General features: G+C 58.8%; 14 protein-coding genes. 5 read left to right on the plus strand and 9 right to left on the minus strand.

Annotated elements, in window-relative coordinates; genetic code table 11:
- Nucleotides 1-2 precede the first annotated feature (2 nt).
- Nucleotides 3-746, plus strand: coding sequence for a uroporphyrinogen-III C-methyltransferase (gene cobA, locus C4J93_RS19410; RefSeq protein WP_124371518.1), 744 nt, complete (start codon nt 3-5; stop codon nt 744-746).
- Between the two features lie 60 nt (nt 747-806).
- Here the strand turns inward: cobA and C4J93_RS19415 are convergent, their stop codons facing one another.
- The 8 genes from C4J93_RS19415 to ppsA form a co-directional block, all read right to left on the minus strand.
- Nucleotides 807-1,787, minus strand: coding sequence for an OmpA family protein (locus C4J93_RS19415; protein ID WP_124371519.1), 981 nt, complete (start codon nt 1,785-1,787; stop codon nt 807-809).
- 107 nt (nt 1,788-1,894) lie between these two features.
- Nucleotides 1,895-2,485: an RNA polymerase sigma factor SigX gene (gene sigX, locus C4J93_RS19420; protein ID WP_003193286.1), complete on the minus strand. Its 591-nt coding sequence runs from the start codon at nt 2,483-2,485 to the stop codon at nt 1,895-1,897.
- Between the two features lie 87 nt (nt 2,486-2,572).
- Nucleotides 2,573-3,397, minus strand: coding sequence for a mechanosensitive ion channel domain-containing protein (locus C4J93_RS19425; RefSeq protein WP_003193288.1), 825 nt, complete (start codon nt 3,395-3,397; stop codon nt 2,573-2,575).
- A gap of 2 nt (nt 3,398-3,399) precedes the next feature.
- The gene (locus C4J93_RS19430; RefSeq protein ID WP_124430244.1) at nt 3,400-3,645 is read right to left on the minus strand and encodes a CrfX protein; all 246 of its coding nucleotides are present in this window, start codon (nt 3,643-3,645) and stop codon (nt 3,400-3,402) included.
- An 87-nt stretch (nt 3,646-3,732) separates the two neighbouring features.
- Nucleotides 3,733-4,728 carry a zinc transporter ZntB gene (locus C4J93_RS19435; protein ID WP_124407908.1) on the minus strand — a complete coding sequence of 332 codons (996 nt, stop codon included), beginning with the start codon at nt 4,726-4,728 and terminating at the stop codon, nt 3,733-3,735.
- A 24-nt stretch (nt 4,729-4,752) separates the two neighbouring features.
- Complete coding sequence (gene rraA, locus C4J93_RS19440) at nt 4,753-5,244, minus strand: ribonuclease E activity regulator RraA (RefSeq protein WP_124363934.1); 492 nt, start codon at nt 5,242-5,244, stop codon at nt 4,753-4,755.
- A gap of 230 nt (nt 5,245-5,474) precedes the next feature.
- Nucleotides 5,475-6,464, minus strand: a complete 990-nt coding sequence (locus tag C4J93_RS19445; RefSeq protein WP_124371521.1) for an alpha/beta fold hydrolase — start codon at nt 6,462-6,464, stop codon at nt 5,475-5,477.
- A gap of 105 nt (nt 6,465-6,569) precedes the next feature.
- Nucleotides 6,570-8,945, minus strand: a complete 2,376-nt coding sequence (gene ppsA, locus C4J93_RS19450) for a phosphoenolpyruvate synthase (RefSeq protein ID WP_124363936.1) — start codon at nt 8,943-8,945, stop codon at nt 6,570-6,572.
- A gap of 178 nt (nt 8,946-9,123) precedes the next feature.
- Here ppsA and C4J93_RS19455 point away from each other — a divergent pair, with 178 nt between their 5' ends.
- Nucleotides 9,124-9,942: a pyruvate, water dikinase regulatory protein gene (locus C4J93_RS19455; RefSeq protein WP_003193298.1), complete on the plus strand. Its 819-nt coding sequence runs from the start codon at nt 9,124-9,126 to the stop codon at nt 9,940-9,942.
- 445 nt (nt 9,943-10,387) lie between these two features.
- Nucleotides 10,388-11,512, plus strand: coding sequence for an IS481 family transposase (locus C4J93_RS19465; RefSeq protein ID WP_124369797.1), 1,125 nt, complete (start codon nt 10,388-10,390; stop codon nt 11,510-11,512).
- A gap of 205 nt (nt 11,513-11,717) precedes the next feature.
- On the opposite strand, the gene C4J93_RS19470 is transcribed toward C4J93_RS19465, so the two are convergent.
- The gene (locus C4J93_RS19470; protein ID WP_124430246.1) at nt 11,718-13,142 is read right to left on the minus strand and encodes a PLP-dependent aminotransferase family protein; all 1,425 of its coding nucleotides are present in this window, start codon (nt 13,140-13,142) and stop codon (nt 11,718-11,720) included.
- 160 nt (nt 13,143-13,302) lie between these two features.
- Between C4J93_RS19470 and C4J93_RS19475 the strand changes: the two genes are divergently transcribed.
- Together C4J93_RS19475 and moeB are read left to right on the plus strand one after the other, a co-directional pair.
- Nucleotides 13,303-14,196 carry a DMT family transporter gene (locus tag C4J93_RS19475; protein WP_164485293.1) on the plus strand — a complete coding sequence of 298 codons (894 nt, stop codon included), beginning with the start codon at nt 13,303-13,305 and terminating at the stop codon, nt 14,194-14,196.
- 35 nt (nt 14,197-14,231) lie between these two features.
- A complete protein-coding gene (gene moeB / locus C4J93_RS19480) occupies nt 14,232-16,094 on the plus strand; it encodes a molybdopterin-synthase adenylyltransferase MoeB (RefSeq protein WP_124430248.1) in 1,863 nt (620 codons plus the stop codon).
- Nucleotides 16,095-16,104 lie beyond the last annotated feature (10 nt).

A 16,104-nucleotide genomic window follows, 5' to 3' on the forward strand; every position in this document is an offset into this window, starting at 1 on the left:
ACATGAGCGCAAAAGTTTGGCTGGTAGGCGCCGGGCCCGGTGATCCGGAATTGCTCACCCTCAAAGCGGTAAGGGCCCTGCATGAAGCCGACGTGGTGTTGATCGACGATCTGGTCAACGCGGCCGTGCTGGAGCACTGCGCCGATGCGCGCGTGATCACCGTCGGCAAGCGTGGCGGCTGTCGTTCCACGCCGCAGGATTTTATTCACCGCCTGATGCTGCGTTACGCGCGCCAGGGTAAGTGCGTGGTGCGGCTTAAAGGTGGCGACCCGTGCATTTTCGGCCGGGGTGGCGAAGAGGCAACCTGGCTGCGCGAACGTGGAGTCGAGGTGGAGTTAGTCAACGGCATCACCTCAGGGCTGGCCGGAGCGACGAATTGCGATATCCCGTTGACGTTGCGCGGTGTAAGCCGTGGCGTGACGCTGGTCACGGCGCATACCCAGGACGACAGCAGCCTGAATTGGCGCGCACTGGCCGAGGGGGGCACGACGCTGGTGGTGTATATGGGCGTCGCCAAGCTGGAAGAGATTCGGCAACAGTTGCTGGAAGGTGGCATGGCTGCGGATATGCCGGTGGCGATGATCGAAAATGCGTCGTTGCCCGAGCAGCGCGAATGCCGTAGCGACCTCGCCGCCATGCATGAAGACGCGCAGGCGTTTGCGCTGAAGAGCCCGGCGATCCTGGTGATTGGCCGTGTTGCCAGCGCAGCCCAGATGGCTTGCGCCGCAGCAGCCGCCAGCGCCTGAGGCAAATCACAGGCAAAAAAAAGCCCGGCCTAAGCCGGGCTTTTTGTGAAACTCGGCTAATTACTTAGCTTGAGCTTCAACCGCTGCTTCTACGCGACGGTTTACAGCGCGACCAGCTTCAGTTGCGTTGTCAGCAACTGGGCGGGATTCGCCGTAACCTACGGAGGTGATGCGGCTAGGAGCTACGCCATCTTTAACCAGGACTTGCTTAACAGCGTCAGCACGACGCTGGGACAGCTTCTGGTTGTAAGCGTCTGGACCTACGGAGTCAGTGTGACCAGCAACTTCTACGTTGGTGTCTGGGTACTGAGCCATGAAGTCGGCCAGGTTTTTGACGTCGCCGTAGCTGTTAGGCTTAACAACCGACTTGTCGAAGTCGAACTTAACGTCCAGCTCAACACGAACAACCTGAGCAACCGGAGCTTCTGGCTCTGGAACTGGCTCTGGAGCTGGTGCTGGGGTAGGAGCTGGAGCAGCAGCGCCAGCGTTACCGCCGAAGTTCACGCCCAGGCCAACCAGTGCGGAGTAGTCCCACTTGCCGTTGTCCAGACCGTAGTCAGCTTCAACACCAGCACGAGCGTACAGGTTGTTGGTGAAGTAGTACTTCACGCCGGTACCGATGGTAGCGAAAGTGGTCTGGTCGCGACCGCTGTGACCGTCAGCTTTTACGTTGCCACGGCTCTGGTGGCCGAAACCGCCTTCAACGTATGGACGCAGGCTGTCAACGCCAGCTTGACCGAAGTGATATTGGGCAACCAGGCTGCCGGTATCACCTTTGATCTTCTGGCTACCAGTACCGTCGTTCGAACGGGTGTGGTTAGTCTTGTCGTAGGACAGGTTCAAGGACAGGTCGTCGGTCAAGAAGTAACCGATGCGAGCGCCAGGATTGAAGCCGTCTTCGATGTGCTTGACGCTATCGTTGTACTGCTTCTTGTAGAACAGCTCGCCTTCAACTGCGCCTTGGCCTTGTGCCAGAACGCCGAAAGAAGTAGCGGCAATAAGAGAACCAATGGCCAAGCCCAAGGTGTTTTTCAGTTTCATCCGTTAAATCCCCATCTGGTGATTGTAAAGCAGTCCCACAAACCGGGGGACAACTCGGCGACAAGTCTAACAGAACTTGCCTACACGTAAGAGATATTTGCTACGCACTAAGTTTCAGTCTCGCCCGCAAATTTCTCACGTAATTTATCAAGAGCACGTTTGTAACGCATTTTTGTAGCACTCAAGCCCATATGCATGATGTCAGCGATTTCCTGAAATTCCAATTCTGCGACGAAACGTAGCACCAGAATTTCACGGTCAATCGGGTTCACATGCACCAGCCAGCGATCAAGTCCGCCCTTTTCCTCGGGTGCCGGCGCCTTTTCCTCAGACGCCTCCTCAAGGGGGTCCAGACTCAAAGCGTCCATCAAGCGACGCTTTCGCCGTTCCTTCCGATACTGCGTGATGCACTCGTTGTAGGTGATGCTGTAGAGCCAGGTCTTGAACTTCGATTTGCCCTCGAAGTTCTTCAGGCCGTACAGCACCTTGAGCATCACTTCCTGACAGACATCATCCGCATCTCTATCGTTCCCCAAATACCTTGAACAAACGTTGAACAGAGTGCGTTGATACCTGCGCATCAATTCTTCGTACGCGCGTGTTACGTGAAACAGCTCCGTGTGCGAACGCGCGACCAACTCCTCATCAGAGAGCTCACGGGGGTCATAGCGCGTGGACAGCGTTTGGGCTTTATTCAAAACAAGTCGTGCCGGCAGTCAGGTCAATGTCCGCTGCAACCCGGTCAGCCGGGTTCGCGGCGGCGTACATTAGCAGGGTTTGCCGGTTTAGCGGCTACTGACCTGCTGCTCCAGGAGAATCCGGTTGGACAGCGACACCAGTTCTCCGTCATCGGTCAGCACGGTCGTCTTGACTGTGCCGATCTCCTCGATTTGCCCTTCAACCTCGCCCACACGCACCTGTTGCCCAACTTGATACAGCTCACGCACATAGATTCCCGCAAGAATCTGACCGGCAATTTCCCGGCTTCCCAACCCCATGGCCAGCGCAACGGCCAGACCAACGGTAATCAAAACGATCACAATAACGTGGTTCAGCAGGTCAGTCTTGACCTCCAATTGGCTGATCGCGACGGAAATGCTGATGATGATCACCAGCCCCTGGGCAATCCGCCCCAGGCCTGCCGCGTAGTCCAGCCCGACGCCTTCAGCGGCTCCGCGCACCAGGCCATTGGCCAGTTGCGCGAGCAAAACACCTACCAGCAACACCAGCGCGCCGCCGAAAACTTTCGGCAAATACAGTGCCAGCATGTCGAGCGTAGCTGAAACTCGCTCAAGTCCAAGGGACTGAGCCGCAGAAACCAGGAAAATCAGTAGAACGAACCAATAAACGATCTTGCCGATCAGCGTAGAGATCGGCACTTGCAGCCCGGCGCGGCCCAGCAGCTTGGTCAGGCCGGTGCCGGCCATCAGGCGATCCAGCCCGAGTTTGGCGAGCAATTTGGACAGCAGGGTGTCGAGCAACTTGGCCACGACAAAGCCCAGCAATACCAGGACCAGGGCACCAAACAGGTTGGGAATGAAATTCGCCACCTTGGTCCACAATGCGGTCATCGCGGTGACCAGGCTCTGGGTCCAGAGATCAAGTTCCATATTCAGTCAGCCTTATCAGCAGTGCGAGCAAGAGGTTTATTACGGGAAACCGGTGACACATGGGCCGAACCGTTGTTCAGGGCCATCATCAATGCCGGCACCCAGCGCCCGAGCAGACCGAACAGGTCACCCGCCCCTACCTGACGGTTGGCGGTTTTCAGTACGCGACCCAGGCAAGCGTCGTCATCACGGTTGGATGGCGAAGCATTGAGCATGTCACGTAAAGACTGTTCGAACGGATCGTGCATAAGAGACCTCTCGCAAGTGATTTAAAAGACGAGGGTAAAATTCATCGGGTCACATCGGCCCTTTCCTACGTTCAGCTCATATTCAGTTCAAACCCAGCGCAACCGTCGAAACAACCACCATTGCCCCAGGGCCACGCAGACCATCAGCAAGCAGGCAATCATGAATCCGTAGGGGCTGCTGGAAAACGGTATCCCCCCCACATTGATGCCCAGCAGGCCGGTCAAAAAACTCATCGGCAAGAAGATGCCGGTGATGATTCCGAAACGGTACATCGTGCGGTTCATGCGCAGGCTCAAGCGCCGGTCTTCGGCCTCAAGCACAAGCCCCACGCGCTCCCTGGCCAATTCGAGCTCTTCCAGGTAACGGGTCAGGCTGTTGTGCAATTCGTTCCAGTAGTCGGCGTCGTCTTCACAGAACCACGCCAGTTTGATCCGCGTCAGTTGCGCGAAAATATCCCGTTGCGGCGCCAGAAAACGCTTGAGCCCGGCCGCTCGCCGACGGATCTGCAAGACGCTGCCGTGCTCCGGCGTATACCGTTCGTCGGCATCGAGTTTTTCTTCCTCGGAATCGACAATTTCGGACAGCCCGGTGACCAGATCCTGCACTTTGTTGGTCAGGTACTGCGCCATATAAAGGATGAGTTCAGACGCAGTTCTTGGCCCCTTACCCTCGGCCAGTTGCACCAACAGCTCATCAGTGGCGCGCAGCGGGCGCAAACGCAGGGAAATCACACGACTTGCCGCTGCGAAGATACGTACCGAAACCATGTCCTCCGGTTCCGCGCCGGGGTTGAGATTGATCCCACGCAAAAACAGCAGCAGTTCGGCATCCGGTAACGGCAGCAGCCGCGGACGGGTGTTTTCTTCCAGCAGGAGGTCACACGCAAATTCGCTCAAACCGCTGGATTTGCGCAGCCAGGTCTGGGTTTGAGGGTGGCTGCGGTCCCAATGCAGCCACAGGCTTTCCTGAGGCTGCAGTTGCAACGCGTCAAGCTCAGTCCGGGCAATCGAACGCGCACCGCCTTTACCGTCCAGCACCAGGGCATGCACCAGCCCCCATTGCGCGTTTTCTTCCTCGAACATCCTCATCCCTTTCGGCTACTGCGTTTATTCAGGCATTTTCAGTGGGCTGGGCGAGACGATCACACCGTTGTTATCGGCATACACGTATTCGCCTGGGCGGAACGTCACGCCCGCAAAGGTCACCACCACGTTCAGGTCGCCAAGGCCGCGCTTGTCGGTTTTCATCGGATGGGAAGCCAGGGCCTGCACGCCCAGATCGGTCTGGGCAATCACATCGACGTCGCGGATGCACCCGTAGATCACCATGCCTTCCCAGCCGTTTTTCGCGGCTTTCTCGGCGATCAGGTCACCCAGCAACGCACGCCGCAGCGAACCACCGCCATCGACTACCAATACCTTGCCGGTACCCGGCTGCTCGGCCTGTTCCTTGACCAGGGAGTTATCTTCGAAGCACTTGATGGTGACAATTTCGCCGCCGAAGGAATCTCGGCCACCGAAGTTGCTGAACATCGGCTCGACCACCTGTACCAGCTCCGGGTACGCGTCGCACAGGTCGGGGGTCACGTAATGGTTCATCGAGAAACTCCTGTCGTCAAAAATGAAGTCGGACATCCCACGGTGTACATCAGAAAAACGTCTTGCAACAGGCATTCTTTAAGGGCTTGGCCGGTAATGGCGGCCATGATCAGACTCACCTGCGCGTAACGCAATGGCTGTTACGCGACTGAATATGACCAGAAGCGCCTGAGGCGTCATATCTTAGCCGCAACCACTCAAGAGTGAAACGCCCCCGGTAGAGCGCTTCGTTAAACCGCAACAGCCACCTCGGGCCGGGAGCCGAACAAAGGTGTCAACGGGTCTTTCAACCAGCGTTCCACCAACGGCCACACTTCGGCCTGTGCGGCTTTGCTGACCAGCATTTGTACATGCCCGAAATCCTCGCTGAAACCCTGCCGACGCCCCAAGCAGAGGTATTGGCGATGCTCGCTGCCGACTTGCTCGAACAGCTTGCGACACGCCCAGTCCGGATCTTGCCGGTCGCCTGCCGCGCTGACCGCCAACAGCGGCACGTCGACTTCTGCCAGGCCTTTCCACCAATCACGCTCGGCGTCGCCAAAGCGGCCGAACAGGCCATTCCATCGCATGGCTTCGATCATCACGCCGGCCGGCTCATCCTCGGGCCCGCGTTTGAATCGTGGGCCGGACACCTGGGCAAGACGCTTCAAGATAAATCGACCGCCCCATTCCACCGGTGGAATTTTCAACGGCCAGTGCGTGCGGCTGACCTGGCAGCCAAAGATCGCCACCGAAGCCACCCACTGCGCGCTCAGGTATTGCCCGCCCAGCGCGGCAACCAACGTGGTGGCGCCGAGGGAGTGCCCGATCCAGTGCGCAGCCTGCCCGCTTTGCTCGTGCACAAACGCACCAATGGCCGGCAAATCGTAACGTGCATAATCGGCGACCCGGTTGCGGGCGTAGTCGTGGTTGCGCTTGGACAGGCCATGGCCGCGCATTTCCGGGATCCATACATCAAACCCCTGGCGTGCCAGGTGAGCCCCCAAACCGATGCCCTTGGGCGAATACCAGAAGCGCCGATTGGAAAAACTGCCATGCAAGAAAATAACCGGCGTGCCCCGGTTTTCCGGGACATCGGCCAGGCCCAAACGGGTAACCGCCAGCTCGACGGTACCGTCGGGGCTGTTACCGGGCTTGAGGCGGTACACATCTTCACTCAGGTCGCCACGACGTTCAGCGCTGATCAAGGCGACGGGAAACAGGTTGCTGCTGCTTTGCATAATCTTCTTGCACAAAAAAGGGCGGCGTCCGGTAGGAGTCCGCCCTGTACAGATAAGAATGCCGGTCACCCTCAACGGGTGACCGGCACTTTTGACGTAGCGACGTTAAGCGGGCGCTTGGCCTTCGGCGAGGAAGAACCAGGTTTCCAGCACGGAGTCGGGGTTCAGCGAGACGCTTTCGATGCCCTGTTCCATCAGCCACTTGGCCAGGTCAGGGTGATCGGAAGGGCCCTGGCCGCAGATACCGATGTACTTGCCGGCCTTGTTACACGCCTGGATAGCGTTGGCCAGCAGCTTCTTGACCGCAGGATTTCGCTCGTCGAACAGGTGAGCGATGATCCCGGAGTCGCGGTCCAGGCCCAGGGTCAGCTGGGTCAGGTCGTTGGAGCCGATGGAGAAACCGTCGAAGAACTCCAGGAACTCTTCGGCCAGGATGGCGTTGGACGGCAGCTCGCACATCATGATGACCCGCAGGCCGTTCTCGCCGCGTGTCAAACCGTTTTCAGCGAGCAGGTCGACCACCTGGCTCGCCTCGCCCAGGGTGCGCACGAACGGCACCATGATTTCGACGTTGGTCAGCCCCATTTCGTTGCGCACACGCTTGAGGGCGCGGCATTCGAGTTCGAAGCAGTCACGGAACGCTTCGCTGATATAACGCGAGGCGCCACGGAAGCCCAGCATCGGGTTTTCTTCTTCTGGCTCGTAGAGCTTGCCGCCGATCAGGTTCGCGTATTCGTTGGACTTGAAGTCCGACAGGCGCACGATGACCTTTTTCGGGTAGAACGCTGCCGCCAGGGTGCTGATGCCTTCCACCAGCTTCTCGACATAGAAGCCCACCGGGTCGTTGTAGCCGGCGATGCGCTTGTCGACGCTTTCCTTGATGTCCAGCGGCAGGCCGTCGTAGTTCAACAGGGCCTTGGGGTGCACGCCGATCATGCGGTTGATGATGAACTCCAGGCGGGCCAGGCCCACACCGGCGTTCGGCAACTGCGCGAAGTCGAAGGCGCGGTCCGGGTTGCCGACGTTCATCATGATCTTGAACGGCAGGTCCGGCATGGCGTCGATGGAGTTCTGCTTGATGTCGAAGCCCAGCTCGCCTTCGAAGATGAAACCGGTGTCGCCTTCGGCGCAGGACACGGTCACACCCTGGCCATCTTTCAACAGCTGGGTGGCGTTGCCGCAACCGACGACCGCAGGAATGCCCAGCTCACGGGCGATGATCGCCGCGTGGCATGTGCGCCCGCCACGGTTGGTGACGATGGCGCTGGCGCGTTTCATCACCGGTTCCCAGTCCGGGTCGGTCATGTCGGAGACCAGCACGTCACCCGGCTGGACTTTGTCCATCTCGGACACGTCCTTGATGATGCGTACCTTGCCGGCGCCGATGCGCTGGCCGATGGCGCGGCCTTCCACCAGCACGGTGCCGGTTTCTTTCAGCAGGTAGCGTTCCATGACGTTGGCCGACGTGCGGCTCTTAACGGTCTCGGGACGGGCCTGCACGATGTACAGCTTGCCGTCGTCACCGTCCTTGGCCCATTCGATGTCCATCGGGCACTTGTAGTGCTTCTCGATGATCATCGCTTGCTTGGCCAATTCGCTGACTTCAGCGTCGGAGAGGCAGAAACGCGCGCGCTCGGCCTTGTCGACGTCCACTGTTTTAACGGAACGACCGGCCTTGGCCTCGTCGCCGTAGATCATCTTGATCGCCTTGCTGCCCAGATTGCGGCGCAGGATGGCCGGGCGGCCGGCCTCGAGGGTGTGCTTGTGCACGTAGAATTCATCCGGGTTCACCGCGCCTTGTACGACGGTTTCGCCCAGGCCGTAGGCGCCGGTGATGAATACCACGTCACGGAAGCCCGATTCGGTATCGAGGGTGAACATCACGCCGGCGGTGCCGGTTTCGGAACGCACCATGCGCTGCACACCAGCAGACAAGGCCACCAGCTTGTGGTCGAAACCCTGGTGCACGCGGTAGGAAATGGCGCGGTCGTTGAACAGCGAGGCAAACACTTCCTTGGCCGCGCGGATCACGTTCTCCACGCCGCGGATGTTGAGGAAGGTCTCTTGTTGACCGGCGAACGAGGCGTCCGGCAAGTCTTCGGCGGTGGCCGAGGAGCGCACGGCGACGGCCATATCCGGGTTACCGGCGGACAAGGTGGCGAAGGCGGTGCGGATCTCTTCGTTGAGCTTCTCGGGGAACTCGGCGTCCATGATCCATTGGCGGATCTGGCTGCCGGTTTTGGCCAGGGCGTTGACGTCATCGACGTCCAGGGCGTCCAGCGCGGCGTGGATCTGGGCGTTGAGGCCGCTCAGCTCGAGGAAATCGCGGTAAGCCTGGGCCGTGGTGGCAAAACCACCCGGCACCGAGACACCGGCGCCTGCAAGATTACTGATCATCTCGCCGAGGGATGCGTTCTTGCCCCCCACATGCTCTACATCATGGACGCCGAGCTTATCGAGGGAAACTACGTACTCTACCAAGGTGATCTCTCCACTTTCTGTGTTGGAAAAGCTCAGGACGCGGCTTGCTCAGTAGGAGCGAACGCCAGCGCTTGTGGCCTGGACCTGGAAAATAAGTGAGAATGCGGCCCACTGCGGGACGGCAAAATCGCGCCTATCATATCCAAGATTCGCCATCAGCTTAAGGCCCAGGGCTCAAATGAAACGATCTGCTTTCTTTATTTCCGATGGCACCGGCATCACGGCCGAAACACTGGGCCAGAGCCTGCTCGCGCAGTTCGAAAACATTACCTTCGCCAAATTCACACGGCCTTATATAGACAGCGTGGACAAAGCGCGGGCCATGGTACAACAAATCAATCTGGCGGCTGAAAAAGACGGTTTTCGCCCGATCATTTTCGACACCATCGTCAATCAAGACATTCGTGAGATTCTCGCAACGTCGAATGGTTTCATGATCGACATTTTCTCCACGTTCCTGGCGCCATTGGAACAGGAGCTGAGCGAACATTCCTCCTACTCCGTCGGAAAGTCCCATTCCATTGGGCATAACTCCAACTATATGGAGCGGATCGAGGCGGTAAACTTCGCCCTCGACAACGATGACGGCGCCCGCACGCACTACTACGACAAGGCTGACCTGATCCTGGTCGGCGTATCGCGCTGCGGCAAGACACCCACCTGCCTGTACATGGCCATGCAATTCGGTATCCGCGCGGCCAACTACCCGCTGACCGAAGACGACATGGAACACCTGACGCTGCCAGCCGCGCTGCGCGCGCATTCCCACAAGCTGTTCGGCCTGACCATCGACCCGGACCGGCTGACCGCCATCCGCAACGAACGCAAGCCCAACAGCCGCTATTCCAGCTACGCCCAATGCGAATTTGAAGTGCGTGAAGTGGAAAATCTGTTCCGGCGCGAGAATATTGCGCACATCAATTCCACGCATTTTTCGGTGGAAGAGATTTCCGCGAAGATTCTGGTGGAGAAAGGTGTGGAGCGGCGGTTCAAGTAGCCTTTGGGAGGTTTGCTCCTGACGGAGGTGTGTCAGTTGGCGAATTAACCGGCTGATCCAGCGCCATCGGGGCATAGGTATCTACATAACTGTGTAGCAGCAGCCTACGCTAACCACGATGCGAAGCGAGCCGCTCTTGCTCTTGATCCTGCTCTTGATCTTAGGCGCCCCGTTAAACCACGCTGGCCGTAAGCCGATATTGATTTGGGGGGTAAACCGGCAAGGATGCCGGTTTAGCCGCCCCGCGCCATGGATGGCGCGTGGCGGCGGCCCCCCAAATCAATGTCGGATTACGGGCACACCGAGCCTAAGCGAGGTGCCGAGTGGTGGGGCAAGAGCGTTTTGCTTACTTTTGCGCTTTTTGTACGGACCGGACACATGGTTGACGGGTGTGCGGGGACATGGTCGACACTTTGCGGCGAGCCAACTTCGTCGGAAAGCCATCATGCCTTGGACTACGAGAGACGCCATGAGCCTGAAAGAAGAGTTCGTTGCCTTAGCACGGCAACCCGGCAGCAACAAACGTGAGTTGTGTCGACGATTCGGTATCAGCCCACAAACAGCGTACAAGTGGCTCAAACGCTACGAGGCGCTGGGTCAGCCTGGTCTGCAAGAGAAATCCCGCAGGCCAGCGACCAGCCCTAAACTGACTCAGACGGCTTTGGAAGCCCAAATCATCGCACTTAGACAGGCCCATCCAGCATGGGGTGGACGCACCATTAGTAGCCTGTTGGAAAAGCGCATTGCTCCCAGCACCGTCACCAATGTCTTGCACCGCCATGGCCTGATTCAACCGCCTCAGAAGGAACATACGGCGACGTTGCGATTTGAACACGACGCGCCTAATGATCTGTGGCAGATGGATTTCAAAGGACATTTCGCACTGCAACAAGGTCGATGCCACCCCCTGACTCTGTTGGATGACCACTCCCGGTTCAGCCTAGCCATTGATGCCTGTGATAACGAACGGGGAGCCACGGTGAAGGAGAAGATGATCGAGGTTTTCCAGCGCTATGGCTTGCCAGTTCGGATCAACGTTGATAACGGCGCTCCCTGGGGCTCGCCACGCAATCCGGGTGAAGTTTCAGAACTGAGTATCTGGCTGATTCGCCTGGGAATTCGGATCAGCTTCAGCCGTCCTCGCCATCCTCAAACCAATGGGAAGATCGAACGTTTCCACCGCTCGCTCAAAGCAGAAGTGCTTGATGGGCGTTATTTTTCCACACTGATGGAGGCTCAATCGGCTTTTGATCAATGGCGTGAGGTTTATAACCTGCAGCGCCCTCATCAGGCGCTGGGCTACAAGGTGCCTATGGACCGCTATCGGAGCAGTCCCTGGGCGTATCCACAGCAACTGTCGGAATTTGAATATGGCCCAGATGATGTGTTGGCTAAGGTTTATGACAGTCGATTTCGCTTTCAGAAACGCTACTTCAGCATCGCCAAAGGTCTGCGTGGACAACACATCGCAATACGTCCTAACGCTGAGAGAGATGGCTTATTTGACGTCTACTTCTGTCATCAATTTCTACGGACCTTCGACGTGAATAACCCTGACTACGGGGCATAATGTGTCCACTATGTCCCCGCACAGGTGTCAACCATGTGTCCGGTCCGTACACGCTTTTCAAAAGTGAGACGCCGTAAGGGCGGAACCCTAAGCCGCCGTTACCGCAGCAACGGATATGTACTCGCTCTGATCCAACATCCTGGTCGGCTGTCAGGCCGCCATCGGGGGCAAGCCCCCTCCCACATTTGGCCGGTATCCATCAGGTCTACAGGTGGAACCTGCCGCCACCCTGGCCCAGCGCGGTCGCCAGCGCATCAAAGCCCTCGCGCAACAACTGATCATCCCCCGACGTATTACAGATACTCGCACGGATGAACTGCGGCACTGCGGTCTGCCCCACGGCAAACGCCTCGGCGGTCGCGATCAGGTAATTGTTCTGTTTGAGCTCCGCCTCGATTTCCGACGCGCGCCAGGGTTCAGGCACTTCGATCCAGAAGTGTGGGCTGTTGAGGTGAGTGCGGTAGGCCAGTCCATTCAATAAGCCTTCGACCAACGCCTTGCGCCGGCTGATCTCGTTGATCTGCTGGCGCAGCAGGTATTCGGCCGTGCCGTTTTCGATCCACTGGGTCGCCAACTCCAGGGTCACCGGGGTGGCCATCCAGCAGGTCGAACGCAACGCCGCCGACACCCGACTGACCAGCGCCGGTGGCGCATGCACGTAGCCGACGCGCAGACCGGCCGACACCGCTTTGCTCAGGCTGCTGATCAAAATCGTCCGCTCGGGCGCAAAGGCGCTCAACGGCGGCGGGCGGTCTTCCACCAAAACGCCATGGGCCTCGTCCTCGAGAATCAGCAGATTGTGTTCGCGACAGACCTTGACCAAGGCCTCCCGGCGCGCCACCGATAACACCGCCGTCGTAGGATTCTGGATGGTCGGTGTGCAGTACAGCGCCGAAACCCGGTGATTACGACAGACTTCATCCAGTGCGCCCGGCAACACACCTTCTTCGTCCATTTCCAGCCCGATCAGCCGCACACCCAGCATACGCGCGGCAGTGATCAGCCCTGGGTAAGTCAGTTGCTCGGTGACCACGGTGTCGCCGGCGCGCAGCAACGCCATCATCGCGCAGAGCAGGCCGTGCTGGCCGCCATTGACGCAGATGACCTGCTCGGGAATCGGATGGAAGTCGCGCTGCACCAGCCATTGCGCACCGGCTTCACGGTAGCGCGGCAGGCCTGCATCCGGGGTGTAGGCGCTGATGTCCTGGAGGAATTTGCCGTTGGTCGACAGGGTCTGGAAGCTCTGGGCGAGAAACACCGTTTCCTGCCCGGGAATGTGCATGTTGCGGCTCATATCGAAGTACTGGCGTGGCTCCTCGCTGAAATTGCGAAAGCCCTCATCACGCTGGCGCTCCATCCCACGCTTACGCACGAATGTGCCGTCACCCACACGCGCCACCACCAACCCTAACCGCTCCAGCTCACCGTAGGCCCGGCTGATGGTGCCGATGGTGACACCCAGATTGTCGGAAAGCACCCGATGGGGCGGCAGTTTTCTTCCCGGTTCAATCGTGCCTTCAAGGATGCCCCTTTCCATGACATCGGACAGGCGCTTGTACTTCACGCCCTGACCTTTGGACAACCCCTCACGCATAATTGACACCATGTCAATATTTGTTTTGACAGTCATCATTCGCCCTAATAGTGTGCTTTTGCGGGTTCAATCACCGGATTGAATCACTTATAACAAGTTCAATATAGAGTTCAATTCCGGCTCAGGGAAGCAATAAACGATGCCAATGTCCGCCGTTCTTGAAAACACCGCAAAAACCAAAACCCAGAAACAGTGGCTGGCCGGCCTGATCACGAGCGTCATGTTCCTGATCGTGTGCCTGAGCTGGGGCACCACCTGGCTGGGCATCAAGATCGCGGTGGAAAGCGTGCCGCCACTGACCTCCGCGGGCCTGCGCTTCCTGATCGCCTTCCCGTTGTTCCTGTGTTTTGCCATGGTGCGCCGCGAGCCGATTCTGTTTCCGCGAGAAAGCCGTTGGTTCTTCGTGTTCGTGACCCTGTCCTACTTCAGCATTCCCTATTACCTGCTCAACTACGGCGAGATGCATGTCTCGTCCGGCCTGACCGCCCTGCTGTTCAGCTGCATGCCGGTGTTCATCCTGATCTTCTCCGCGCTGTTCCTGCGTGAGCGCATCTACCTCTCCCAGGTGGTCGGCATCGGCATCGGGTTCGCCAGCCTCTACATGATCATCAAAAGCCAGGGCCTGCACCTGGACCACGCCGAGTTTTTCGGCGTATTGGCGATTCTGACCGCCGCGATCATGCACGCGTTGTGCTACGTGATTACCAAGCAAAAAGGCAGCGCCATCAGTGTCATCACCTACAACACCCTGCCCATCGGCATTGCCGGGCTGATGCTGTTCGTGGCCGGCCTGTGGTTCGAGACCCCGACCTTCGACGACATCACCCTGCGCTCCTGGAGCGCGCTGTTCTACCTCGGGCTGGTGGCGTCGGTGGGCGGCTTCATTGTGTATTTCATGCTGCTCAAGCGCCTGAGCCCGATCATCTTGTCCTTCGTGTTCATCATTTTTCCGGTGTTCGCCGTCATCATCGGCGCCTGGTACGAAGGCGTGGAAATTTCCCGTGACCTGATGCTGTACTCGGCGATCCTGCTGGGCGGTTTTGCGATCACCAAGTTGCCGATCGAAAAACTGCTGGCCAAGAAAAATTGAGTACGCCACCTCCCACCCAGCGACGCGAGAGAAACATGGACGTCCTCCGCCCCGAAGCCCTGGAACAGATCTACGCCCACGCAAGCGGCAGCTATCCCGAGGAATGCTGTGGCTTCATCTTCGCCGATGGCAGTGTGTACCTGGGCAGCAATATCCAGAACGAGTTGCACTGCAAGAACCCGCAGATGTACCCGCGCAGCGCGGCCAGCGGCTACACCTTTTCAGTCGCCGACACCTTGTTGATGAACAAGGCGTTTCGCAGCGACAACCCGGTGGTGGTGATCTACCACTCGCACCCGGATGTCGGTGCCTATTTCAGCGAGGAAGACCAGGACAAGGCACTGTTTCTCGGCGAGCCGATCTATCCCGTCAGTTACCTGGTGGTGGATGTTCGCCAAGGCCAGGCCCTGGGGTCAAAGCTGTTTGCCTGGGATGGCAAGCATTTCGCCCTTCAACCTTTCAACGACCTGCACACGGAGTTGTCCATGAACGCTGTCTCTTTCCCTGACATTCTGGTTCGCGTGGCCAAGCTGCCGGAATCGACCCTCGAGGGCGCCGGATCGACATTGCGCGAAGTCATTGAAAACCTCTGCAACAGTCACCCACAGTTGCGCCAGCACCTGTTTCACGAGAAGAACAACCAGCTCAAGGAACACTTCCTGTTCACCGCCGAGGAGGAGCTGATCGACGCTGACGACAGCTTGCCGGCGAAGGCCCGCATCGAAGTGCTGCTCGCCACCTCCGGCGGCATCGACGTCGAGACCCTGAGCAACGAAGAAGTGCAACGCTACGTCCGCCATATCACCCTGCCCGGCGTCGGCCGTGAAGGTCAGTTGAACCTGAAAAAAGCCAAGGTGCTGATCATCGGCACCGGTGGCCTGGGCTCGCCCATCAGTCTTTACCTGGCGGCGGCCGGCATCGGCACCCTGGGGCTGGTGGACTTCGACGTGGTGGAAAGCAGCAACCTGCAACGCCAGATCGTGCATGGCAACAGCACCCTGGGCATGCCCAAGGTGGAATCCGCCAAGCAACGCCTGCAAGACCTCAACCGCCACATCCAGATCAACGCGCACAACACCGCGCTCACTGCCGACAACGCCCTGGAGCTGGTGGGCGCCTATGACCTGGTGATCGACGGCACGGACAATTTCGAGACCCGCTACCTGGTCAATGACGCCTGTGTACAGCTGGGCAAACCCTTGGTGTACGGCGCCATCTACCGTTTCGACGGGCAAATCAGTGTACTTAACTATAAAGGTGGGCCTTGCTACCGCTGCCTGTTTCCCAGTGCACCGCCTGCGGAACTGGCGCCCAATTGCAACGCCGGTGGGGTGATCGGCGTGCTGCCGGGGGTGGTCGGGATGATCCAGGCGACCGAGGCGATCAAATTGCTCATCGGTATTGGTGAACCCTTGTCCGGCCGCTTGATGCGCTTCGATGCGCTGGCGATGAAATTCAGCGAGATCCGCTTCAAGCGCCGTGCCGACTGCCCCTGCTGCTCGGAACGGCGCCACAGCGAAGCCGTCGCACCGACGCTGTGCGCGGATGCGGTGCCGAGCCAACCGTCCCTCGCCGAGGAACGCTACATCAAGCCCCGCGTGCTCAAGCAAGTGATCGACAACCACCGCAGCGCCGACGTCTTGCTCGACGTGCGCGACGCCAGCGAACTGGAAGTGTGCAAATTGCCGGGGGTGGTGCACATCCCCCTGGCAGAGCTGGATGAACAGCTCGACAGCCTGAGCCGCGACAACACCCACTACCTGATCTGCTATGCCGGGACGCGTGCCGAGCAGGCCGCCAGCACCTTGTTGGCCGCAGGCTTCGCCAATACCAAGGTGCTGCAGGGCGGCATGAAACATTGGGTGCGCGACGTCGAACCCGACATGCCGCTGTACTGATCGGGGGCCG

This window comes from Pseudomonas sp. R2-37-08W (genome assembly GCF_003851705.1).
GTDB lineage: Bacteria > Pseudomonadota > Gammaproteobacteria > Pseudomonadales > Pseudomonadaceae > Aquipseudomonas.

Bases quoted from the DNA above. Each gene is read 5' to 3' on its own strand.
- C4J93_RS19445 (WP_124371521.1), bottom strand. From the start codon at position 6,464: ATGCAAAGCAGCAGCAACCTGTTTCCCGTCGCCTTGATCAGCGCTGAA.
- C4J93_RS19465 (WP_124369797.1), top strand. From the start codon at position 10,388: ATGCCTTGGACTACGAGAGACGCCATGAGCCTGAAAGAAGAGTTCGTT.
- rraA (WP_124363934.1), bottom strand. From the start codon at position 5,244: ATGAACCATTACGTGACCCCCGACCTGTGCGACGCGTACCCGGAGCTG.
- cobA (WP_124371518.1), top strand. From the start codon at position 3: ATGAGCGCAAAAGTTTGGCTGGTAGGCGCCGGGCCCGGTGATCCGGAA.
- moeB (WP_124430248.1), top strand. From the start codon at position 14,232: ATGGACGTCCTCCGCCCCGAAGCCCTGGAACAGATCTACGCCCACGCA.
- C4J93_RS19430 (WP_124430244.1), bottom strand. From the start codon at position 3,645: ATGCACGATCCGTTCGAACAGTCTTTACGTGACATGCTCAATGCTTCG.
- C4J93_RS19435 (WP_124407908.1), bottom strand. From the start codon at position 4,728: ATGTTCGAGGAAGAAAACGCGCAATGGGGGCTGGTGCATGCCCTGGTG.
- C4J93_RS19470 (WP_124430246.1), bottom strand. From the start codon at position 13,142: ATGACTGTCAAAACAAATATTGACATGGTGTCAATTATGCGTGAGGGG.
- C4J93_RS19425 (WP_003193288.1), bottom strand. From the start codon at position 3,397: ATGGAACTTGATCTCTGGACCCAGAGCCTGGTCACCGCGATGACCGCA.
- C4J93_RS19455 (WP_003193298.1), top strand. From the start codon at position 9,124: ATGAAACGATCTGCTTTCTTTATTTCCGATGGCACCGGCATCACGGCC.
- C4J93_RS19415 (WP_124371519.1), bottom strand. From the start codon at position 1,787: ATGAAACTGAAAAACACCTTGGGCTTGGCCATTGGTTCTCTTATTGCC.